The sequence below is a fragment of the Pseudomonas sp. AC242 genome (assembly GCF_979258655.1).
The window spans coordinates 1,762,051-1,784,057 of the sequence record NZ_OZ409873.1 but is presented as its reverse complement, the minus strand read 5'-3'; the positions used below and the strand labels follow the sequence as shown (position 1 = coordinate 1,784,057).

17 protein-coding genes are annotated in these 22,007 nt (G+C 60.3%); 12 read left to right on the top strand and 5 right to left on the bottom strand.

Features of this window, described 5'->3' with window-relative positions:
- The first annotated feature begins 166 nt into the window (after nucleotides 1-166).
- Entirely contained in the window at nucleotides 167-1,135 is a 969-nt protein-coding gene (locus tag ACZZ0A_RS08165; protein ID WP_007911024.1) for a 2-hydroxyacid dehydrogenase, read from the top strand.
- On the opposite strand, the gene tssA is transcribed toward ACZZ0A_RS08165, so the two are convergent.
- From tssA to ACZZ0A_RS08140, 5 genes are read right to left on the bottom strand one after another with little or no spacing between them, the layout of a single operon-like run.
- Complete coding sequence (gene tssA / locus ACZZ0A_RS08160) at nucleotides 1,132-2,214, bottom strand: type VI secretion system protein TssA (RefSeq protein WP_463542828.1); 1,083 nt, start codon at nucleotides 2,212-2,214, stop codon at nucleotides 1,132-1,134. The genes ACZZ0A_RS08165 and tssA overlap by 4 nt on opposite strands.
- Nucleotides 2,211-6,032: a type VI secretion protein IcmF/TssM N-terminal domain-containing protein gene (locus tag ACZZ0A_RS08155; protein ID WP_463542827.1), complete on the bottom strand. Its 3,822-nt coding sequence runs from the start codon at nucleotides 6,030-6,032 to the stop codon at nucleotides 2,211-2,213. Before ACZZ0A_RS08155 ends, tssA begins: the two co-directional genes overlap by 4 nt.
- The gene (locus ACZZ0A_RS08150) at nucleotides 6,029-6,793 is read right to left on the bottom strand and encodes a DotU/TssL family secretion system protein (RefSeq protein WP_463542826.1); all 765 of its coding nucleotides are present in this window, start codon (nucleotides 6,791-6,793) and stop codon (nucleotides 6,029-6,031) included. The genes ACZZ0A_RS08155 and ACZZ0A_RS08150 overlap by 4 nt, the downstream gene beginning before the upstream one ends.
- Before the next feature lie 18 nt (nucleotides 6,794-6,811).
- Entirely contained in the window at nucleotides 6,812-8,143 is a 1,332-nt protein-coding gene (tssK, locus tag ACZZ0A_RS08145; protein ID WP_463542825.1) for a type VI secretion system baseplate subunit TssK, read from the bottom strand.
- A 45-nt stretch (nucleotides 8,144-8,188) separates the two neighbouring features.
- A complete protein-coding gene (locus tag ACZZ0A_RS08140; protein WP_007911033.1) occupies nucleotides 8,189-8,638 on the bottom strand; it encodes a hypothetical protein in 450 nt (149 codons plus the stop codon).
- A gap of 227 nt (nucleotides 8,639-8,865) precedes the next feature.
- Here ACZZ0A_RS08140 and tssB point away from each other — a divergent pair, with 227 nt between their 5' ends.
- From tssB to ACZZ0A_RS08085, 11 genes are all read left to right on the top strand, one after another.
- Nucleotides 8,866-9,408 carry a type VI secretion system contractile sheath small subunit gene (gene tssB, locus ACZZ0A_RS08135; RefSeq protein WP_007911036.1) on the top strand — a complete coding sequence of 181 codons (543 nt, stop codon included), beginning with the start codon at nucleotides 8,866-8,868 and terminating at the stop codon, nucleotides 9,406-9,408.
- A gap of 31 nt (nucleotides 9,409-9,439) precedes the next feature.
- Nucleotides 9,440-10,921, top strand: a complete 1,482-nt coding sequence (gene tssC, locus ACZZ0A_RS08130) for a type VI secretion system contractile sheath large subunit (RefSeq protein ID WP_007911038.1) — start codon at nucleotides 9,440-9,442, stop codon at nucleotides 10,919-10,921.
- A gap of 102 nt (nucleotides 10,922-11,023) precedes the next feature.
- Nucleotides 11,024-11,521, top strand: coding sequence for an Hcp family type VI secretion system effector (locus tag ACZZ0A_RS08125; RefSeq protein ID WP_007911046.1), 498 nt, complete (start codon nucleotides 11,024-11,026; stop codon nucleotides 11,519-11,521).
- A 15-nt stretch (nucleotides 11,522-11,536) separates the two neighbouring features.
- Entirely contained in the window at nucleotides 11,537-11,980 is a 444-nt protein-coding gene (gene tssE, locus ACZZ0A_RS08120; protein ID WP_042704864.1) for a type VI secretion system baseplate subunit TssE, read from the top strand.
- The gene (tssF, locus tag ACZZ0A_RS08115; protein ID WP_463542824.1) at nucleotides 11,964-13,757 is read left to right on the top strand and encodes a type VI secretion system baseplate subunit TssF; all 1,794 of its coding nucleotides are present in this window, start codon (nucleotides 11,964-11,966) and stop codon (nucleotides 13,755-13,757) included. Before tssE ends, tssF begins: the two co-directional genes overlap by 17 nt.
- A complete protein-coding gene (gene tssG / locus ACZZ0A_RS08110; protein ID WP_463542823.1) occupies nucleotides 13,721-14,746 on the top strand; it encodes a type VI secretion system baseplate subunit TssG in 1,026 nt (341 codons plus the stop codon). The genes tssF and tssG overlap by 37 nt, the downstream gene beginning before the upstream one ends.
- 2 nt (nucleotides 14,747-14,748) lie before the next feature.
- Nucleotides 14,749-17,289 carry a type VI secretion system ATPase TssH gene (tssH, locus tag ACZZ0A_RS08105; protein WP_463542822.1) on the top strand — a complete coding sequence of 847 codons (2,541 nt, stop codon included), beginning with the start codon at nucleotides 14,749-14,751 and terminating at the stop codon, nucleotides 17,287-17,289.
- Between the two features lie 111 nt (nucleotides 17,290-17,400).
- Nucleotides 17,401-18,084, top strand: coding sequence for a hypothetical protein (locus tag ACZZ0A_RS08100; RefSeq protein ID WP_463542821.1), 684 nt, complete (start codon nucleotides 17,401-17,403; stop codon nucleotides 18,082-18,084).
- Between the two features lie 72 nt (nucleotides 18,085-18,156).
- Nucleotides 18,157-19,227, top strand: a complete 1,071-nt coding sequence (locus ACZZ0A_RS08095; RefSeq protein WP_463542820.1) for an OTU domain-containing protein — start codon at nucleotides 18,157-18,159, stop codon at nucleotides 19,225-19,227.
- A gap of 64 nt (nucleotides 19,228-19,291) precedes the next feature.
- The gene (locus tag ACZZ0A_RS08090) at nucleotides 19,292-21,301 is read left to right on the top strand and encodes a type VI secretion system Vgr family protein (protein ID WP_463542819.1); all 2,010 of its coding nucleotides are present in this window, start codon (nucleotides 19,292-19,294) and stop codon (nucleotides 21,299-21,301) included.
- Nucleotides 21,302-21,313: 12 nt separating this feature from the next.
- Nucleotides 21,314-21,856 (top strand): toxin-antitoxin system YwqK family antitoxin, encoded by a 543-nt coding sequence (locus ACZZ0A_RS08085; protein ID WP_463542818.1) that lies wholly within the window; start codon nucleotides 21,314-21,316, stop codon nucleotides 21,854-21,856.
- Nucleotides 21,857-22,007 lie beyond the last annotated feature (151 nt).

The window sequence follows — 22,007 nt, the reverse complement described above, 5'->3', positions numbered from 1 at the left end:
ACAGCACAGCGGATCACCGGTGTGCTGCCTAACCTTGCTTCTTGCCCGAAGCCGTCCAGAATCAAAGCACCACTGCGCCAATGACAACGATTGCCAAGTCGCTGCGGATTCAGCACTCTGAAACGACTTTCGCGACCAACCCGCCGACGTTCACAGGAGCCGCGCAATGCCCGCCACCGTTCTGGTACTGGTTGAAACCATCAATGACTACTTGCCGATTCTCGAACATCAGGGCTTCCACCTGATCCTTGCCCCCACGCCCGCTGAACGTGCGCAAGCCATTGCCACCCAAGGCAGCCGCATCGACGCGGTGCTGACCCGTGGCCCGCTGGGTCTGACAGCCGATGAGATCGCCGCCCTGCCCGCGTTAAAGATCATTACGGTCATCGGCGCCGGTTACGAACAGGTCGACCTGCAAGCCGCCAGCAACCGTGGCATTACCGTGACCAACGGAGCCGGAGTCAACGCCTCATCGGTGGCCGACCATGCGCTGGCAATGTTGTTGGCACTGGTGCGCGATATACCACGTTGCGACGCCGCAGTGCGCCGGGGTGAATGGCCGAAGATCATGCGCCCGTCGCTGGCCGGCAAACGCCTGGGGGTTCTCGGGCTGGGCGCAGTGGGCATGGCGATCGCCAAACGCGCGAACCTCGGTTTCGACATGCAGATCAGCTATCACAGCCGTCAGGTGCGCAACGATGTGCCGTACGCGTTCTGCTCGACGCCGACCGAACTGGCGCGAGCGTCGGACTTCCTGATCGTCGCCACGCCCGGCGGTATCGGCACACAGCATCTGATTACCCGCGCGGTGCTCGATGCGCTCGGTCCGAAAGGGTTTATCGTCAATATTGCCCGCGCCAGTGTGATCGCCACGGCGGATCTGATCACCGCCCTTGAACAACGCAAAATTGCCGGCGCCGCGCTGGATGTGTTCGACCACGAGCCACAAGTGCCGGATGCGCTGAAAACCCTGAGCAACGTGTTGCTGACACCCCACGTCGCGGGGCTGTCACCGGAAGCGACGCAAGGCACGGTGGAGCTGGTGGGCAAAAACCTCGTGGCGTTCTTCTCGGGCGAGCCTGTGCTGACGCCTATCGCGCTGCCGCCAAAACTCAACAATCAACGCGTGCACTAAAGCACCCCGAGCAACGTCCACAAACGCCGCGATTCCGCATCGGCACTGATCAACTCACCGAGCAACTCGCTCAGCGGTTTGTTGCCCCACTCGACGCCGCGCCGAATCAGATACGGCACGGGGCTGTGAGGTTCGGTGCGGGCAAGGTATTCGGCGATCAGCAGCAATTGTCGGTAAGCCTCTTCGCGACTGGCCGGTTCGCGAAATACCTGGGTAGCCGGTGCAGGTTCTTCTGGTTGCGGCAAGGCGACGGGGGCTTCCACCACCGGTGCCGGCGAAGCCGGTTGTTGTGGGTGCATGGCGATAAACTCCTGAACCAACGTCAGCAGCGCTTGAATAATGTCCTGCAAGGGCCGCAATCCCGGGCCCTGATCCCCTAGATAAGCATTGCTCCAGCTGTCGAGCCGCTGCAGATGTTGCAGGCTCAGCAGCAGATTGCCCTGGGTGCGCAACCAGAACGCCAGCGGCGTGGCGCGGATCTGATCGCTGAGTTTTTTCTGTTCGTTGCGCGCGGTTTCTGCCGAGCTCTTGGCATTCTTGCTGTCGTTGGCCTGCACCTGCTGAATCTTTAAACGCCGCCAGACTTCAAGCGTATAAACCTCGAAATCACTGTTGCGAGTGCCGAACAGCGGCACGCGAGTGAGCAAGACTTCACTGTAGCGACGCACCAGCCATTCCAGCGGAATCACGCGCCACGACTGATCGCCCTCCTCGGCTTGTGGGTGCAAGTGCTCGGGGAAACGCTCACATAAACCGGCGATCAACGCCAGGCTGCCGGGCAAACCGTCCAACGCTTGCAGGTGCAGCCAGGCTTCGCCAAGCCACGCGCTGAGCATCAAGTCCTTGCTGCGCTCGAGCAATAACGCAGTGGAGAGCTTCTCGACTTCCGACCAGTTCGCCCGCTTCAGTGTCGACTGCCAGACGCCGGTCGGCAGGCTGGCATCGTCCTCGCGGCGCAAGTCGCGCAACTGATCGAACTCACGCTCATAGCGCAAATCGACGCCACAGGGCGCATCCGCGCTGATCGGCGCGAGCAATTGATCAATCAGATCTGGCACAGCGGCCGATGGCAGGTTCACAAATCTTCCTTCTGCGATTCAAGGGCGACGGTGCTGCCGGTCACCTGAAACGGTGAGCGCGGCGCACGGGTGGGCAACGGCGCGATCGACAGCGGCAGTTTCGAGCCCTGGCTCATCAGCGACAGACGCACGAACATCCGCGTGAATTCGCTGGTGACGCTGTCCGGCGCCCCGGTTACAGGTAAACGCAACGTCAGCGGGAAATCGGTGTAATCCACGTTTGGCTGACGCTGCACCGAGAAATGCGCGCGCATCAGGCGCAGCAGCGACCATGGCCCGCCGTACTCCCAACCGGCCTCCAGTTCACGCACCACCAGATTCGGTTGCAGCGGGTCGTTGACCGGACGCTCCTTGCCGTTTCGCGCCCAGCGCAGGGTCAGGCGGACAGGCTGGCCGACCATCCAGCGCAGATTCGGTTGCTCGGCTGCCGGATAGTTGATTTGCTGATTGCCGGCGAGCAAGCCCCAGGCAATCACCTGATCGGCGCCCAGCTCATCATCGCGATCGGTGCGCCAGCGCACGTCCAGCTCGACGCCAAGGATGCCGCTCTTGTCGCGCACGAACAGCGGCGTCAGCCAACTGCTGGCTTGCTTCAAGCGGTTGAGAAAATCCGCCGCGGCCAGGCGTTCCGGGGTCTGGTTGGTGGCAAGGCCGGCCTGCGCGACCGGCAGTTTTTTGTCGATCAGTTGCAGAAAATATTCAACCCGCGCCGGATCGGCGTCCTGCATCTGCACGCCGTTGGCGAACGGAAAGCGATCCGCCAGATATTGATTGAAGTAGTTGGCCAGCTCATTCCATGCCGCAGCGGCCTGTTGCACTTGCAGCATCTGGCAACGCTGCATGGCTTCCTGTTGCAGCTCCACCGCGCGCATCGCCAACGTGCCGCGTCCGCCGGCGATGTTGGCGGTCTGCAGCATTTGCAGGCAGGAATTGACGTCCATCTCGACGAAATCGCGGCTGACCAGTTGCTCGATCTGTGCCGGCGAACTGGCCGGGTTGGCCTCTTTGTATTTGCGCAGTTCGTCGTTGAGCGCACTGAACTGCGTCACGCGTTCGTAATCCAGGGCCGACAGATTGGCTTGCTGTGTTGTCAGCCACTGCAACGAAGACGTGCGCCGCTCAGTGATGCCGAGCATGGTGTTGAACTGCTGCTTGAGGCTCAGCTTCAGATCCTGCACGTCGCTGGCGCCGAACAGTTCCAGACCAAGGTTTTTCGAACCGTCCCACTGGCTGATTTCGGCCCGTCCGCCGAACAGTGGTTGCGCGGTGATTTCATCCAGACCACCAATAAGCTGCGCCATGGCGCGGCGGTTGAGCGCCGCTTGCAGACGCGTGGCGAGATCCGCGCGGTGCACCTCGACGAAAGCCTTTTGCAGGGCCATGGCTTGCTCGGCCTGCACATTGAACACAGCGTAAGGATGCGCCTGATCGTTGTGATCCTTGAGGCTCAACCACATCGCCTGGGCGGCGGCACGCTCGGCGGCTTTGAGCACCGCAACGCGATAGTCCGGTGGAATGCGTGGCAGTTCTTCGGCGATGTAGCTGTTGTAGTCGGCGAAATATTTCAGCGATTCATTGAGGTCATCACCGTCCACGGTCTGGCCTTGCATATTGACGTTGTCTTCGCTGGCACGCAGGGCGACCGAAACGAAGTCGCGCTTGAACAGGGCCTGTATCGCGTTATCGAGTTTCACCACTTGGTCTTGCAACGCCAATTGCCCGCTGACTTGCTGTACCAGCAAATTGTCCCGCGAGCCAACCTGTGCGATCCATTGATCGCGGAAACTCTGCTGCAAGCGTGACGCTTGCGTGTCGAGGTCTTGTTGGACTTGCGCGCCCAACAATGTGCTCTTGCCCACTTTGGCGAGGAAGTCACCATAACCCGGCACCAATTCCTGGCCTTTGCCACGGCTCCACGTTGCATTGGTCAGGGCAATTGCCGCTTGCAGATCGTCGACCAGCGCGGTCAGCTCTTCGAGCTCGCGCAGGCTGTTGCCACTGCCGGCCTCCAGTTGATCGAGGTGCAACTTGAGATAACCGGCCTTGCTGACAAAGTTGTCGGCGAGAAAATACTGATCCAGCCAGCGCTGCATCAATCCGGAAAAGTTGCTGACGATCAGTGGCCGGTCGACGCTCAGATCCAGCGCCTGCAAGCTGCCGTCTTCCGCGGCCACGAGCAGCCGATTGTAGAACGCCGCGTAGGGCAAGGTGCCGGTGTTGAGGTTCAGCGACAGCGCGTTGTTGCTCAATTGCACCAAGTCGTCCAGTGGCGCGCGCTGATTGTTTTGCACCTGATTGAATAGCTGGTTCTGCTGTTCCAGACGCAAGGCCCGATCTACCAGATCGTTCGCCTTCAGATAGTTCTGCCACTGCGCCGGGTCGTCGCTTTCGACACTGCTGCGTCGGTCGGTGCTGCGGATCGCCTTGATCTGCGCCAGTTGCGCACTCAACAGGTCATGCAGCGGCACCATGATGTGGCGCTGGGTGGACTGCAAGACTTGCTGCTCAAGCTGATTGTCGAGCGAGGAAAACCACGACGTCGGGAACACCAGAGAAACGTAGTTCCAGTGCGGCGCACGCTCCAGCACGCGCCAGAAGGTCTGCACATTGCGTCGGGTCGAGTCGACCCGTTGCGCCTCGTCGCTGATCGCCACGTAGCCCTTTTGCGCACCTTGCATCTGCCGCGCCAGTTCGTGGGCATCCTTGACCGACACCTGCCAGACCCAGAGCATCGCCACGGCCCAGATCACCCCGACCACCAGCGCCACGCCGGCCGTCAGCCGCTGCCAACGCTGACGCAAACGCAGCAGGCGCGGCACGCCTTGCGCCAACCCGCGCTCGCCGACCAAGCACTGACGCCACAACTGGCGCACAAACACACTCTGCTGCAAGCCGCTGTCGTCAGCGGAAAATCCATCTTTGGCATCCTCCGAGGCCTGACTGGCGCTGAAATAGACACCGCGAAAACACGGCGCTTCCCCCTGGGCGTTGCCTTGAAACACCGGTTCCAGAACACTCTGCAAACCGCGGCGCAAGGTTTCCAGACGCTCTGGCAAGGCGTACAGATCTGCGCTCAACTGGCCGGACAAGGTGCCGATTTCGATGATGGCTTCCGCTATGGCGCGATGGATGCGATCGAGTGCCTGATCGCTCCACTGCCCTTGCCAAACCGCATCGCGTGAATAAGGTGACGACCAGCCCAGGGTACGCTCGCGGGCCTCGTCGGGCAGCGCGCTGATCAGTTCCTGGAATCCCGGCAGTTCTTCGAGTCCGGTGATGATCACGTACACCGGCACACTCAATCCAAAACGTTGCAGCAGATCGATGAAGCGCCGGCGCGCCGCCAGACCGAGGCCGGCGGCCTGTTCAAGATTGCTCAAACGACTGACCGGCACCAGCCAGACCACCCCGTCCAGCGGGCGTTTGCTGCGCATTCGCAGGATCAAACCAAGTAATCGCCACCAACCGCCACGCTGCAAGTGCATACCGTCGTCGGGCAGAAACAGCGCTTGCGGCACCACCAGCACGGCGCCTTCGGGATCTGACCACCAGCGACCGAACCAGGCGGGTTTGTCGGTCGGTTGCAGACGCCATTCACTGACCAGTTGCGTGCCCTGGGTTTCGTCACCGAGCATCAGCAGCCATGGCATCTGATAGCGGTCATGACTGCCCTGCTCTTGCTCCATTTGCCGTACGGCTGCGTAAAAACTGCGGATCGCTGCGCCACTCTGGGTGCGCAACCACCACACGGCCACGGCGATGATCACCACGACCAGCAGCAGCGCGACAACCCACGCAACCATCGTCAGGGTGCTCATGAGTCTTGCTCCGCAGGCACCACCGAGTCGATGATCTGCAGCACCGGGTCCAGTTCCGAACGAATGTCCCGCCAGAGCAACTGGCCAAGCCCGGTCAGCAACAGCAGCATCGCCAGAATCCCCAACGCCAGGCGAAAGCCATCCGGCAGCGCCGTGCGCACCGGCAGTTGCAATGGCGTGGTCAGCGACGGCTGCGTCAGACGCTGACTGACATCGACATAACTGGCCTCGCCCTGCCAGGCCAAGGTGTACAGCGCCAGCCGCCACTTCTCCAATTGCGCCTGACTGTGTTCTCCGCGCAAACGCCCATGGAAACCGAGGATCAGGCATTGCAGATACACGTTGGCCAGATCGCGCGTGGTCGGTTGCTGTTCATCGAGCAAAGCTTGAATCGCCGCCGGCACTTGTTCGCCGGCCTGACGACTGGCATACAGACGCGACTCCAAAGGTTTGTCCTGCCACGCTGATTGTCCAGGCCAAGGGGTGAACAGCAGGGTTTCATCGACCAGTGCGACGAACGCGTAAACCAACGCCTTGACCTGCTCGGTCGCCGAATCACCGACCCGCGCATAAGCGGTGCGCCACAATCGCTGCGAGGCCTGTGTCGAGAGTTCGACCACGGTCTCCACCAGCGCCGCTTCGTCCTCGCTGTCCTTGGGCAATTGCACCCAGTCCTGTTGCCATTGCTGCCACGTCTGGCGGAACGCGCTGCTCAACGGTGCGTCCTGCAACCCAAGGCTTGCGGCACTTCCTTGCGACATACGGCGTTCCTTGTGTGATCAGGCACTTTCACTGTTCTGGGCGACAAACAGCACCACTTGCCACGGGCTGCTGGTCAGTTTCGTCGCCGGCGCGGCGATAATCAGCGGCAGTTGCGCGTCGAACCACGTACCTTCGGCGGTGACCACAAACAGCCGCGTGTCCTCGCCAACGCTGTAGGCCACCTGTTCGCTGCGGCTCATGACCTGGTGCGACAAACCGCTCATGCGCTGGCGACTGAGCAGCGCAATGTGCGGTGCCGAGGCGATGATCGCGCCACGCAACCAGTCAATTGCCGCTTGTTCGCTGGCGCCGTTGGGCATGCGCAGACCGATCACCAGACGCTGACTCGGCTGCTCGTCCGGCAGTTGAATGGAAAAGCTGTGCTCACCGCGCTCGAACGGCAGGCTGCGATAGCCGGCGCGGATCAGTTCGAGGGTGATCTCCAGCCATTGCAGCACGGCGTCATAACCGCGCTGCAATTCGACAAAATCCAGCGCTGCAAACGCCGGCACGCCGGCCAGCGGATCGAGCGCCGACCACGCGCCGGCCAGACCGAGCAATTGCACATAGAGGGTTTGTGGATGAGCAATACGGCTGTTCAGCGCGCCTTCGACTTCCGGCAGACGCGCCCACAACGCCGTCAACTGGCGGCGGATTTCCAGCGCATCGTCCTGATTGCCGGCCTGCTGCGCCTGACGCAAACGGCCACCGAGAAACAGACACTTCTCCCGCGACCGCGCGCAGAGACCGGCGATGCGTCGACCGAGCGCCGACTCCGGCAACAGGATCGGCGTCGGCGCCGTGTAAGACAGCGGCAGAAAACCGCCACCCTCCTTGCGGATTTTCAGCAGCGGCAGGCAGATCGAATCGGCCTTGTTCAATTGCGTGCACAGGCGTGGATTAGGCCGCCACACGGTGATCGATTCAGGAAATTCACCGCTGGTGAGATCCGGCAGCGCGTCGCCCACCACCGACTGCAAGCGCCCTTTGAGCGGCAGCAACTGACCGGCCCGCCACATCGGGCTGATCGCCAGGTAAACGGTAACGGTGGCGTCGTCGGTGGCATCGATCGCCGCGCCGACATCCAGTTCCAGCGCCGGCCCGATCCCGGCCTGCAAATCTACCGGCAGGCCGTCGGGCATCGTCCCCTGCAGCGACAAGACGCGCACCACGCCAGCGCTCAGCGCCGAAGGATCGAATTCCATGTGGCTGACGCCCCAGAACCACGGGTTGCACGCTTGCGCCAGATGCGCGCCGAGCGCTTCGGCCCGCAATCCTTGCAACTGAAAATGCTGCGGCAGCAATTGCATGCCTTCGTGCCAACAAACCGCGTCAGGTAGCAGACTCATACGACTCCCTTCGACAAGCCGCGATCCGGCGGCAGCGGTGGTGTTTCAGTGTTCGGTGGCGTTGACCAGGCTCATCTCGCGGCTGTCGAATTTCAGCCACGCCTCGCTCTGATCGTCGAGCCGCAAGCGGTGTGCTCCGGGTGTGTTATAGCTGGCGAAGACTAAAAGTCCAGCAGCCTTCTTGCCCCCCAACGGGAAGGGTTGGCGGTCGATGAATTGCCCCGGCACCAGCTCCAGTCCCCACACGCTCATCAACTGACGATAGTCGCGTTGGTACTGTTCGCGCCCGGCGAACCACTGGCTGGCACTGATGCCTGACAACTGTTTGAGCAGATCCGGGTCGGCGACTGCAATGAAGTCCACGGCAATCGGCGTGTCGTCGTTGGCTTTCGGAGCGACGTCGAGGGTCAGGCTGTCGAGGTCCACCTTCGGCCCGAAAAGGGAGCAACCGGCCAGGGACGCAAACAGCAGTGTTAGAAAAAGTCGTCTACGCAAAATGAATTTTCCTTTTCGCGAACCTGTCCAAAAATGTTTTTGCTTGCTTTTTTATAGACCTGTTCTAGCGTCTTGGGTAGTTCGGTTCCTACAGCCGAATCAAGAAGGTTTGTCAAAGGAACGACAGGTCATCTGCCTCCCTTTCTAACCTACGGTCCAGCAAGGGAAAGCGATGAACGGGCCTCCCCGATGCATTGCGCCCGCTCATCGCATCGGAGTCCGCCGTCATGGCAGAAAGTACTCAGCACAAGCTCGACCGGGTGCGCCCGCCCCGAGTGCAAATCACCTACGACGTCGAAATCGGCAACGCCATCGAGAAAAAAGAATTGCCACTGGTGGTCGGAATTCTCGCCGATCTGTCGGGCAAGCCGCTCGAACCATTGGCAAAACTGACTGACCGGCGTTTTACCGAAATCGACCGCGACAACTTCAACGAAGTGCTCGCCTCGATCGGCCCGCGCGCCACGCTGCAGGTCAACAACACCCTCAGCGGCGACGACAGCAAGCTCAACATCGAACTCAATTTCAAACACATCGACGACTTCGACCCAGTCAAGGTGGTGGAACAAGTCACACCGCTGCGCCGCCTGTTCGAGGCCCGCCAGCGTCTGCGCGATCTGCTGACCAAACTCGACGGCAACGATGACCTGGACAAGCTGTTGCGCGACGTCATCGCCAACACCGAAGGCCTGCAGGAAATCAAATCGGCCCGCCCGGACAACGCTACCCCGGCAGCTGATGCCGAGGCGCCGGCCGAACCGCAAGCCTGATCGTCCACTTACATCGAGGGGAGAATTCGCCATGCCCGCTTCAGCTCAGAAACAAGCCAGCGACAGTACGACCGAGACACTTTCCCTGCTTGACCAGATCATTCTCGACGGCCGCATGGCCCACGATGACAGTCAGCAGGATTACGCCCGCGACATGCTCGCGGAGTTCGCCACCCAGGTCCTCGACGAAGGCATGGCCATCGACAAGGACACCGTGGCGATGATCAACGACCGTATCAGCCAGATCGACGAGCTGATCAGCGCCCAACTCAACGAGGTCCTGCACCACCCCGACCTGCAAAAACTCGAAGCCTCGTGGCGCGGTCTGCACCTGCTGGTGCAGAACACCGAAACCAGCACCCGACTGAAACTGCGCCTGCTCAACGTCACGCAGAAAGAGTTGCAGAACGACCTGGAAAAAGCCGTCGAGTTCGACCAGAGCGCGCTGTTCAAAAAGATCTACGAAGAGGAATACGGCACCTTCGGTGGCCATCCGTTCAGCCTGTTGGTCGGTGACTACACCTTTGGCCGGCACCCGCAGGACATCGGCCTGCTGGAGAAACTGTCGAACGTCGCCGCCGCGGCCCACGCGCCGTTCATTGCCGCCGCCAGCCCGCGCCTGTTCGACATGAACAGCTTCACCGAACTGGCGGTGCCGCGTGATTTGTCCAAGGTCTTCGAGAGCCAGGAACTGATCAAGTGGCGCTCATTCCGCGAGAGTGAGGATTCGCGCTACGTATCGCTGGTGCTGCCGCACTTCCTCCTGCGTCTGCCCTACGGCCCCGACACCTCGCCGGTGGAAGGCATCAACTACGTCGAAGACGTCAATGGCACCGACCACAGCAAATACCTGTGGGGCAACGCCGCGTGGGCGCTGTCGCAACGCATCACCGAAGCCTTTGCCAAATACGGCTGGTGCGCGGCAATTCGTGGCGCTGAAGGCGGCGGCGCGGTTGAAGGTTTGCCGGCGCACACCTTCCGCACCAGTTCCGGCGACCTGTCGCTGAAATGCCCGACCGAAGTGGCGATCACCGACCGCCGCGAGAAGGAACTCAACGACCTCGGCTTCATCGCCCTGTGCCACAAGAAGAACAGCGACGTCGCGGTGTTCTTCGGCGGCCAGACCACCAACAAGTCCAAGGTCTACAACACCAACGAGGCCAACGCCAACGCGCGGATCTCGGCGATGTTGCCGTACGTGCTCGCGGCCTCGCGTTTCGCCCATTATCTGAAGGTGATCATGCGCGACAAGGTCGGCAGTTTCATGACCCGCGACAACGTGCAGACCTACCTCAATAACTGGATCGCCGATTACGTGCTGATCAACGACAACGCGCCGCAGGAAATCAAGGCGCAGTACCCGTTGCGTGAAGCCCGCGTGGACGTCACCGAAGTCGCCGGCAAACCCGGTGCCTACCGGGCGACGGTGTTTCTGCGGCCGCACTTCCAGCTTGAGGAACTGACTGCATCGATCCGCCTGGTGGCAACCTTGCCGCCACCGGTTGCCGCTTAAAGCTCCAGAGAAAACCCTGATGGCGAGAGGATTTATCCCCTCGCCACGGGCTCCGTGTTCAGCCCATTTGCCTAATGTGAATTTCTTCAGGAGTTTCAAGCGATGGATGCAATCATTCTCGACCTCGGCGGCGACATCAAAGGCGACAGCCTGCTCGAAGGTTTTGCGGACAAGATCGAAGTCATGTCCTACAGCCACAACGTGGCGATGCAAGTCACCAACGACGTCAGCAACTCGGAGCGCACCTCCGGCAAACCCCATGTCGGCGAGTTCACGGTGACCAAGTTTATCGACAGCTCGACACCGTCACTCAACGAATACTGCTGCGCCGGCAAGCCGATCCCCGAAGCCATCATCACCATCGGCCGCAACGCCGCCGAGGGCAGCGGGCAGTTGATGCCCTTTATTGTCTACACCCTCACCAACGTGGTGCTGTCCAACGTCAGCGTCAGCGGCGGTACCGGTGGCAAACCGGTGGAAACCGTGTCGCTGAACTTCACCAAGATCAAATGGGAACTCACCGCGCAGAAAGACGACGGCACCAAGGAAGGCACCGCCGCGTCGACCTGGGACATGGCCGCCAACAAGCTTGTCAGCTAACCCGGCGCCTTGGCCATGGCAGGCACCGGCATGCGCGCGCCGCTGTTCGAACGCCTCGCGTCCAGCGAGGCCGAGAGCACGCGCGAGTTCGATCGGCAGGACTTGCTCGACTCGGTGCACGCCGAGCTCGGGCGCCTGTTCAACACCCGCCGTGGTCCACTCACGCGGACCACGCCAGCGAGTGTGATCGACTACGGCATCGCCGACTGGAGCGCCTTGCAACAGCAACGCAGCGATGATCGGCGGCGGCTGGCGCGGGACATCCGCGAAGCGATCATGCATTTTGAACCGCGCCTGCTGCTGGGCGAAGTTCAGGTCAATCCCTTGCCCGAACACCCGCAGCGCATGAGCATTCGCTTGCTCGGCGAATTACGCAGCGGCCAGCAGCACTGGCCGGTAGCCTTTGTCATCGAGCCTGGCGGCGAAGGGCTGGAGGTGCGCCATGAGCGACTCGATTGACCCGCAACTGCTCGATTACTACCAACGCGAACTGACCTGGCTGCGGCATGCCGGCAGCCAATTTGCCGAACGATACCCGAAAGTCGCGCGGCGTCTGGAACTGTCCCCGGGCGAATGCCCCGATCCGCACGTCGAGCGTTTGCTGGAAGGTTTCGCCCTGCTCGCCGCCCGCCTGCAACGACGTCTGGATGACGACTACGCCGAGTTCAGCGATGCGCTGCTCGAGCAACTTTATCCGTTGGCGATGCGGCCGTTGCCGTCCTGCGCCATCGTGCAGTTCGAGCCAGACCCAGGCAAAGGCAAACTCGACGAGGGCTATCCCCTGCCCCGCGATACGCCATTATTCGTCACCACCAGCAAGGGCGAGAGCATTCACTTTCGCACCTCGGCCGCCGTTCGGTTATGGCCGATCGAAGTCACCGAAGCGCTGTTGCTGGGCAGCGATGAAGCCCAGGCGTTGACCGGCGTGGCGCAATCGCGCTCGGCATTGCGTTTGAGTCTGCGCTGCCTGGGCGAGAGCCAGTGGGCTGATCTGGGCATTGAGCAATTGCGCATCCACCTGGCCGCTTCCCCGGTGGTCAATGCTTGCCTGTATGACCTGCTTGGCGCGCATGCGATGCAGGTATTGGCGGGATCGCCGGGCAGCGTTCCGACGGCGCTGAAAGGTTTGCCGAACATCGTCGGTTTCAGCGATGACGAAGCACTGTTGCCGGATGAAGACGGTGTCCATCCGGGCATGCGCTTGCTGGCCGAGTATTTTGCTTTCCCGGATAAATTCCACTTTTTCGATCTGCCCTTGAGCGGTGTTTCCAGCGACAGTCAGGCCCTCTATCTGTATATCGTTTTCGACCGTGTCCCTGCTAGCCGCCTGCACTTGCAGGCCAGTGATATCGCCTTGGGCTGCGCACCGGTAATCAACCTGTTCCCGCGGACTTCCGAGCCGCTGCGTCCCGACGGCACGCGCAGCGAGTATCGACTGATCGCCGACAGCCACCGCGAGAACAGTGTCGAAATCCACAGCATTCGCGGCATGCGCGCCAGTACTCGCACCGGTGTGCAGCGCCTGCCGGCGTATTACGGCAGCCAGCACAGCGGCGGCGACCAGCAGCGCTACTGGCATGCGCGACGGGTCAACGGCATGACGCCAAACCGGCTCGGCAGCGATTTATTGGTGAGCGTGGTCGACACTCGTTTTGAACCGCAAACCGATCTGCCTGATTACAGCCTTACCGCCGAGTTGCTCTGCACCAACCGTCATCTGGCGCAAACCCTGCCGGCCGGTACGCCGCTGGGTTTCGAGCGCCCCGGCCCGGTTGCCTGGGCACGCCTGCGCAATCCGCCGAGTGCACAAAGTCAGCCGCGGCTGGACGGTGATTCGCGCTGGCGCCTGGTGTCGCAACTGACCCTCAATCATCTGTCGCTGGTTGAAGGCCCGCAGGCGCTGGATGCACTGAAAGAGATTCTGCATCTGCACAACCTGCGCGATGAGGCCAGCGCCTTGAAGCAGATCGAAGGCCTGCTGCACCTCAGCTGCGAACGGGTAATCGGCCATGTTGGCGCTGATGCCTGGCGCGGCTGGCGCAATGGTCTGGAAGTGCAGTTGCAGCTTGATCCGCAGCATTTTGTCGGCAGCAGCGCGGTGTTGTTTTCGGCGGTGCTGGCGCAGTTCTTTTCCCTGTACGCCACGGCCAACCGCTTTGTGCGCACCGTCCTGATGCAGTCCGACAAGGAGGTCAAGGCATGGCAACCCCAAGCCGGCATGCCCCTGTCGCTCTGACCCTGAGCCAGCGCCTGCGCCGTGAGCCGCAGGCCTTCGAATGGTTGCAGGCGTTGCTGTTGCTCGAACGCGAGCAGCCGCAGGCCGACCCACTCGGCAGCGGCACCTCGCCGCAGACCGAAGCGCTGAAACTGCGCGGACCACTGACGCCGGCTTTTGCCGCCAGCCAGATTGAAGCCCTGCACGAAGCGCCTGGCGAACCGCTGACACTCGACACACCGATATTCGGACTCGGCGGCCCGGATGGCCCTCTCCCCTACGCCTATCAGGATTGGCTGCAACAACGGGCGCGGGCCAAAGATCATGCACCGGCCGCGTTTCTCGATCTGTTCCAGCATCGCTTGCTCAGCCTGCTGTACAAAGTGATGCGCAAACACCGGGTGGCGCTAGGCTTTGTCACGCCGGGGGCGTCGCCGGTACAGGCGCAATTGCGCGCGCTGATCGGTTTGCTGCCCAAGGCGTTGCAGGAGCGCCAGGCTGCTCCCGACTGCGCCGTTCTTGCCTGTACGGCGTTGTTTGCCGATGGCCGTCGCTCACTGGCGGGATTTGCCGCGATCGTGCGCGAGCAGTTTGCCGTGCCGGTCGAGTTGAGCGCCTACGAAGGTGCCTGGCGGCAGATCCCGTCCGCCAGCCGCAGCGTGATCAAACCCGGCGGACGCAACCTGCAACTGGGGCGCAGCGCCGTGGCCGGCACGCGGGTCTGGGATGAGCACGCCGGCATTCGCCTGACCCTCGGACCATTGCCGTCGACGCAAGCGGCGCGCTTTCTGCCGGATGGCGAAGCACACCCGGCACTGGCCAGTCTCGCGGCACTGTATTTCGGCCCGGATCTGGACATCAAACTGGTGCTGCGGGTACGCGGTGCCGAGCCGCTGAAACTCGCTCGCCAGACTCCGGCCCTGTTGAGCTGGAACGGTGGGTTGCAGCGTCAGGCCAGTCTCGGCGTGCAAACCATCGAAACCCGACTGCGTCAGCTGGAGATTACCTGAACATGGAACTGGCCAGCCTGATCGGACGCCTCAACCCGGACAACCGTCGCGCCCTCGAACGCGCCGCGCAGCGCTGCTTGCAGCGCGGGCATCACTTTGTCGAGATCGAACACCTGTTGCTGGAACTGCTCGATATCGAGGGTGGAGACTTGGCTTTTCTGCTACCGCGTTTCGGCCTCGAACGTGATGCGCTGACGGCCGAGATCAACAAGGCGCTGGACCTGTTCAAGGCAGGCAGTACGCGCACACCGGCACTGTCGTCGCACACCCTCGGCTTGCTCGAAGATGCGGTGGTGCAGGCCAGTGTGTTGGGACTCGACAGCATTCGTTCCGGCTTGCTGTTGTTGGCGTTGGTTGATCGCGATGAGCGCCGCAGTCTGCTGCTCAACAGTGCCTCGTCGTTGCTGCGAATTCCCAAAGAAGCGCTGCGCGCGAATCTGCTGGAGTGGACGGAAAACTCTCGTGAACATGTCGGTGCGCGTAAGGGTTCATCGGCCAATCCTGCACCGCGCCAGGACTCGCTACTCGATCAATACACTCAGGATCTGACGGCCGACGCCCATGCCGGGCGCATTGATCCGATCGTTGGCCGCGACGGCGAGATTCGCCAGTGCATCGATATCCTGCTGCGGCGCCGACAAAACAATCCGATTCTGGTGGGTGCACCGGGCGTGGGTAAAACCGCCGTGGTCGAAGGCCTGGCCCTGCGCATCGCTGCCGGGGATGTGCCGCCATCGTTGCAGGAAGTCAGCCTGCGGGTGCTCGACCTCGGTCTGCTGCAGGCCGGTGCCGGGGTCAAAGGTGAATTCGAACAGCGTTTGAAAGGCGTGATCGACGCGGTGCGCAATGCTGACAAGCCAATCATTCTGTTTATCGACGAAGCCCACACCCTGATCGGTGCTGGCGGCGCCGAGGGCGGCAGCGATGCGGCCAACCTGCTGAAACCGGCGCTGGCGCGGGGCGAACTGCGCACCCTCGCTGCCACGACGTGGATGGAATACAAAAAATACTTCGAGAAAGACCCGGCCCTCGCCCGCCGCTTTCAACTGGTGCAGGTTGAAGAACCGGATGAAATCACAGCAGTGGAAATGCTCCGAGGCGTGGCGGCCAAACTCGAACAGCATCATGGCGTGCAGGTCCTCGACGCGGCGATTCATGAAGCGGTGAAACTTTCGCATCGTTACATTTCCGGTCGTCAGTTACCGGACAAAGCCATCAGTGTGCTCGACACGGCGTGCGCCCGGGTCGCCCTCGGCCAGCACGACATACCGCCGCCGCTGGAGAGCCTGCGTCATCGGCAAAACAGCCTCAAGGATGAAGTCGAGCGCCTGCGTCGCGAACAGGCCACAGGGCTGGATCACCGTGAGCGCATCACCCTGCTGGAAACTGAATCCAGCGTAAATGTGCAGGCCATCCGCGAACTGGAAACCCGCTGGGGCGAGGAACGCGTCGCGGTGCGCGAGCTGCTCGATACCCGTCGTGAGTTGCTGGCCTTGAGCGAGCGCGCCGACAGCGACAAACCCGATGAAGCCACCGACAGTCGCATTGATCATCTCGCGGCTGAATTACTGCGCCTTGAGGCCGGACTGGACGCCATCCGCCAGGACGATCCGCTGGTGCCCGAACAGGTCGACACTAAAACCGTCGCTGCGGTAATCGCCGGCTGGACCGGCATCCCCGTCGGCAAAATGCTCGCCGACGAAGCCCACGCCGTGCGCACCCTCGGCACGCGCATGGGGCAACGCGTGATGGGCCAAAGCACCGCGCTCAATACCATCGCCCAACGTTTGCAGGCCTACCGCGCCGGACTCACCGACCCACAAAAACCGGTGGGTGTGTTCCTCCTCGTCGGCCCTACCGGTGTCGGCAAAACCGAAACCGCTTATGCATTGGCCGATGCGTTGTATGGCGGCGAACGCAACCTGATCAGCATCAATCTTTCGGAATATCAGGAAGCTCACACCGTCAGCCAACTCAAAGGCGCACCACCGGGTTATGTCGGTTATGGCAGCGGCGGCGTGCTGACCGAGGCGGTGCGGCGCAAACCGTATTCGGTGGTGTTGCTGGATGAGATCGAAAAGGCGCACCCGGATGTGCTCGAGGCGTTTTACAACGTGTTCGATAAAGGCTTGATGGAGGACGGCACCGGGTTGGTGGTGGATTTCAAGAACACCGTGATGCTCGCCACCAGCAACGTCGGCGCCGAACTGTTGCTCGACACACCGGTTGCGCAACTCGGCTCCGAAGCCTTCAACGAAGCCCTGCACAAGGTCCTCCTGCAAGCCTTCCGCCCGGCATTTCTGGCGCGCATGACCGTGGTTGCGTATCGGCCGCTGGATGAGGCGACGCTGGAGGGGATTGTGCTGGCCAAGCTTGAGAAGTTGCGTGGCCGCTACAAGGCAGCGACCGGCAAACAGTTCGAGTTTGATTCGGGAATTGTCAAAGCGGTGCTCGCCAAGTGCAGCGCGGCCGGTGCGCGGGATGTCGAGAATGTGTTGATGACGCAAGTGACGGGGAAGTTGGCGGAGTGGGTGTTGGAATAGCTTGACGTGATAGGGAGACACCAATCTCAGTAGTTGCGTGCTAACAGCGGTTCATTCTCAGCGATGCTCCCGTCCAGACGGGCCTTTCAACCATCCAGCGGCAGATAAAAAATGTCCAAATACCTATCGCAAGTCCTCCTGTCTTTCCTTTCAGGACACGGTGACGACACCATCAATAACGGGACGAACTCCATAATCGCCAAAGGAAATACAACCGGGGTCACATCGCACTCGTTCATTGCCAATACAACATCCCCTCAAACCGTCGCACAGACAGCGTCCGGAACGATGGGGCCATGGCGTCTCTACGTGCGTGGACATGGCAGTCATTCCAAGCAAACGCTGGGATCATTCTCCGTTGATCAGGTTGCCTGGTATCTCAGTGAGTGTGGGCTCGGCACCAACTTGCCAGACGTCATTTCGGTGACTTCGTGCAAATTGGCACTCGGCACAGATCAATCCACCACCGAAAAAGTTTTTCAGCCCTCTTATGACAGCTTCGTCGGCAGGCTACATAAGCTGCTTGGAAACAAGTACAACCTGTACACCACCATGTACGGCAGAACAATGAACAATAGTGTCGTTAAAAATGCAGGCGCCCATACAGGTCGAAAAACAACCCGCACGCCAGGGGGCAAACATCTTCATCAACAGTCATTCGCAAAAGTTACTTACTACTGGGATAGCAGCAAAAACCAGCAGGTGAAATTTTCCTATAACGAAATGGAGATTGACGCCGAAGTCAGCGAAGCAATGGATATTGACTGGACTCCCGACATGATGGACATCGGGTAAGCGCTGACAACGTCTACCCATAAATAAATAAACAAACAGTCCCTCCCATCCCCAACCGAGAAGCGGTGCATCATGTGCAACTTCAAAAAGATAATTACGATCGAAAGCATTATTGATGAGTTCCGGCTAACCATCGACCCCCATCAAAGCAAACCGCTGGAGTACACCATTTACTCTGCACCTGCTCGTTTCGATGATTCCACTCCGCTGAATTTCGCTGAGAACCAAACCTGTTTCTATCGGGCGATGACCGCCGAAGAGTTCGAGGCGTTCCGGTTCGGCACCGTGTTATCCGCCGCTGGCCATCAGGGATTCGCATCATTCCGCAACTACAGCAAAGCCTACCTCAACAAAATGTTCGGGCGTAGTAACTATGCGGTACTCGTCGAAGTTTATGCTCCCCAATGGATCAATGAGCTTCACACTCACGGGTGGTCAACCGGAAAGGCGGAAAGCGGCGACATGTCTTGGGGTATTGGCCAGACTCAATCCAATGGTTGGACCAACAAGGGAACAATCAAGGCTTCCAACAAAAACCTCGCACGCTCCCCTCTAAGCATATTTCAGACCACTCGTCGTACATTCAAAGTCGTCAATCTCATCATCAAAGCCAAAACCAAGAAAAATGAAGCCCTTAACGCGCCTTCCGACGCACCATGGTTCGGGATATTCAGCACGATAGACACTGACCTGATTTCACCCAAGGACATCGAGTTACTCAAGAAAAGCAACGGTTTTTCATCAGATCTTCCGCGACTACCAATCAGTGAATCTCGTGATGAAAATGGAATACCCACAGATGGCAACTGTTTGTTCCATACGCTCTCAAGATGTCTTCAGCAAAGGGGTATGCATGGAATATCACACGAGGACCTCAGAAACTACGTTTGCTTGTACATGGATAACAACCTGGCCTTCTGTGAAACCTGGGGCATCACGGTGGCGTACATTACAAACATGCGACTATCCGGAACTTGGGGTGGAGGTATAGAAATAGCGATCATTGCGCAAATATATAATGTAAAGATCAACGTCATGATCCCCAATCAGGGATTTACTTCAATGATTGCGTTCAATGCAACGACTGAAACAGCGCCCATTCAAATTGAATACAGAAACGGCAATCACTACACCACGCCGTGAGTGCTGCCAGCGGAAAAAATCGTCACCGTCCTCCATGAACTGAAAGCTCACCAAAGGCCAATTCATGCCTCGCGCCACCGACAGCAGCACTACGATTTCACTCACCGCCACTTCGCTGTCGGCGCTGTTCCCTGAGTCGTTTTCAGGCGACGAAGCCCTGAACATATTGGGTTCACAAACCCTCAACGGTCTCAACGACGGCACTTCTCTTACGCTGACCAGCGCTATCGCTACCCACGTCACCACCACTCTGCACAACGATGCGCAGATGCGCGAGTTCGACGCACTGGTAGCCGAGATCCGCCAACTGCCCGCCGATGCCACAGCCGAGCGCTATAAGATCCTGCTCAGACCGTGGCTGTGGTGGCTGACCCTCGCGAGCAACAACCGCGTGTTTCAGAACCTCGCCACGTCGGACATCGTCACGACGATTTTCAAGGCCCATGGCTTCACCGATTTCAAACTCTCGCTGACCGGCAGCTACACGCCCCGTGAATACTGCGTGCAGTACGGCGAAAGCGATTTCGCTTTTGTTTCGCGGCTACTGGAAGAGGAAGGCATCTTCTGGTTCTTCACCCACGACGAAGGCAAGCACACGCTGGTGCTCGGCGACAGCAACGATGCCTTCGTACAGATACCCAACGGGCCGACGGTCAAGTACCTGGGCCAGGGATTGGGCGAGCGTGAACTGCATGGGATCCGCTCCGGGCAGGTGTGTCTGCAAGCGGTGGCCGGGGTCTATCGGGCGACGGATTACGAGTTCACCACGCCAACCACTTCGCTCTACGGCCAGGCCGAAGCCGTCGCCGGGCCGCGTTCGATCTACGAGCATCCGGGCGGCTACAACGCCAAGGCGCGCGGTGATGCGTTGACCAAGCAACGGGTCGATGGCTTGCGCAGCGAGGAGAAACGTTTTGTCGGCGAAAGCGACTGCCGTTGGTTGATTCCGGGGCACTGGTTCACTCTCGAAGGGCACGACGATGCCAGTCTGAACATCGATTGGGTGGTGACGCGGGTCACCCATGACGTCAGCCATGAAAGCTATCGCAACCGCTTCGAAGCGATCCCCAAAGCCACGCCGTTTCGTCCGCAACGCACCACTCCGAAACCGCGCATGCATCCGCAGACAGCCATTGTCGTGGGCAAGTCCGGTGAGGAAATCTGGACCGACGAGTACGGCCGGATCAAGTTGCAGTTCCCGTGGGATCGCGACGGCAAGAATGATGAAAGCAGTTCCTGTTGGGTGCGCGTGGTGTTGCCGTGGAGTGGCAAGGGCTTCGGCATGCAGTTCATCCCGCGCATCGGCCAGGAAGTCATCGTGACGTTTATCGATGGCGATCCGGATCGGCCACTGGTAACCGGTTGCGTCTATAACGGCGACAACGCCCTGCCCTACGCGTTGCCGGCCAATCAGACGCAATCGGGGATCAAGACCCAATCGTCCAAGGGCGGTGGCGGTTTCAACGAGTTGCGCTTCGAGGACAAGAAGGACGCTGAGGAGGTGTTCTTGCAGGCGCAGAAGGATTTCAACATCAACGTACTCAACGACACCACCGCTACCGTCGGCCACGATGAAACCCTGACCGTGCAGAACGCGCGCATCCGCACAGTCAAGGACGGCGATGAGACCGTGACCCTGGAAAAAGGCAAACGCAGCGTCACGATTCAGACCGGCAGCGACAGCCTCGATGTCAAAGACAGCCGCACGGTGACGGTCGGCGCCGACCAGAATCACAGCACCGGCGGCAATTACACCGACAAGGTCAGCGGCGATTACAGCCTGACAGTCGATGGCAACCTGACGATCAAAGTCAGCGGCACCCTCACCCTGCAAAGTGGCGGCAGCTTCACGATCAAGAGCGGCGCCGATCTGGCGACCTCGGCCAGCACATCGATCACGCACAAGGCCGGCACTGCCTTGACCAATCAGGCCGGTACCTCACTGGACAACAAGGCCGGAACGACGCTGACCAACGATGCCGGGATCAGCCTGACCAACAAAGGCGCAGCCTCGCAGACCGTGGATGGCGGCGGCATGCTGACCATCAAGGGCGGCCTGGTGCAGGTCAACTGACAAGGAGAAACCATGGCGATCACACCGCTGGATCTGCAGCAGGATGACAAGCAGCTCAAGGGGCGCCTGCAAGACGGTCAGCTTGATGGCCCGCTGAACATCAAGGATGACGGGCGCAAACAGGCGGATCTGAATTACAACCAGGGCGAATTGCACGGCACCTCACTGCTGTATCACACCAACGGTAAGGTCTCGGCACAGATGCCGTTTGTACGCGGCAAGTTGCAGGGCGTTGCCAGTTTTTATGCGCCCGAGGGTTTTCTGCAACGTAAAGCGACGTATCGCCGCGGCTTGTTGCATGGCGAGGCGTTCAATTACTTTGCCGACGGACAAGTGGCGGAGGCTGAGTTTTATCGCGATGGTGTGCGTGAGGGGCGCTATCAGCGCTTTCACCCCAATGGCAAACCGGCGGTGGAGGCGCGCTATGTGAATGGCCAGTTGCTGGAGCCGGAACAAGGATTTGCCGAGGACGGGCGGCCGCTGGGGGCGGATGGCAAGCCGATTTCGCGGGTGCGCTGGTGGTATCGGCAGTGGGCGGATCCGCAGCAGGTTTGAGAACCTTGAAGAGCCCCTCACCCTAGCCCTCTCCCAGAGGGAGAGGGAACTGATCGGGGGAGATTGGCGAGTTACGCCGACGTGAAAGACTTGCTGTGAATCCATAACCGACCCGCTCCGCAGATAGGTCGAGGCACAGCACGAATAATCG

Coding starts and splice junctions, on each gene's coding strand:
- tssC (WP_007911038.1), top strand. CDS start 9,440: ATGCCCGCTTCAGCTCAGAAACAAGCCAGCGACAGTACGACCGAGACA.
- ACZZ0A_RS08155 (WP_463542827.1), bottom strand. CDS start 6,032: ATGAGCACCCTGACGATGGTTGCGTGGGTTGTCGCGCTGCTGCTGGTC.
- tssG (WP_463542823.1), top strand. CDS start 13,721: ATGGCAACCCCAAGCCGGCATGCCCCTGTCGCTCTGACCCTGAGCCAG.
- ACZZ0A_RS08095 (WP_463542820.1), top strand. CDS start 18,157: ATGTGCAACTTCAAAAAGATAATTACGATCGAAAGCATTATTGATGAG.
- tssK (WP_463542825.1), bottom strand. CDS start 8,143: ATGAGTCTGCTACCTGACGCGGTTTGTTGGCACGAAGGCATGCAATTG.
- tssB (WP_007911036.1), top strand. CDS start 8,866: ATGGCAGAAAGTACTCAGCACAAGCTCGACCGGGTGCGCCCGCCCCGA.
- ACZZ0A_RS08100 (WP_463542821.1), top strand. CDS start 17,401: ATGTCCAAATACCTATCGCAAGTCCTCCTGTCTTTCCTTTCAGGACAC.
- ACZZ0A_RS08090 (WP_463542819.1), top strand. CDS start 19,292: ATGCCTCGCGCCACCGACAGCAGCACTACGATTTCACTCACCGCCACT.
- tssH (WP_463542822.1), top strand. CDS start 14,749: ATGGAACTGGCCAGCCTGATCGGACGCCTCAACCCGGACAACCGTCGC.
- ACZZ0A_RS08165 (WP_007911024.1), top strand. CDS start 167: ATGCCCGCCACCGTTCTGGTACTGGTTGAAACCATCAATGACTACTTG.
- ACZZ0A_RS08150 (WP_463542826.1), bottom strand. CDS start 6,793: ATGTCGCAAGGAAGTGCCGCAAGCCTTGGGTTGCAGGACGCACCGTTG.
- tssE (WP_042704864.1), top strand. CDS start 11,537: ATGGCAGGCACCGGCATGCGCGCGCCGCTGTTCGAACGCCTCGCGTCC.
- tssF (WP_463542824.1), top strand. CDS start 11,964: ATGAGCGACTCGATTGACCCGCAACTGCTCGATTACTACCAACGCGAA.
- ACZZ0A_RS08085 (WP_463542818.1), top strand. CDS start 21,314: ATGGCGATCACACCGCTGGATCTGCAGCAGGATGACAAGCAGCTCAAG.
- ACZZ0A_RS08125 (WP_007911046.1), top strand. CDS start 11,024: ATGGATGCAATCATTCTCGACCTCGGCGGCGACATCAAAGGCGACAGC.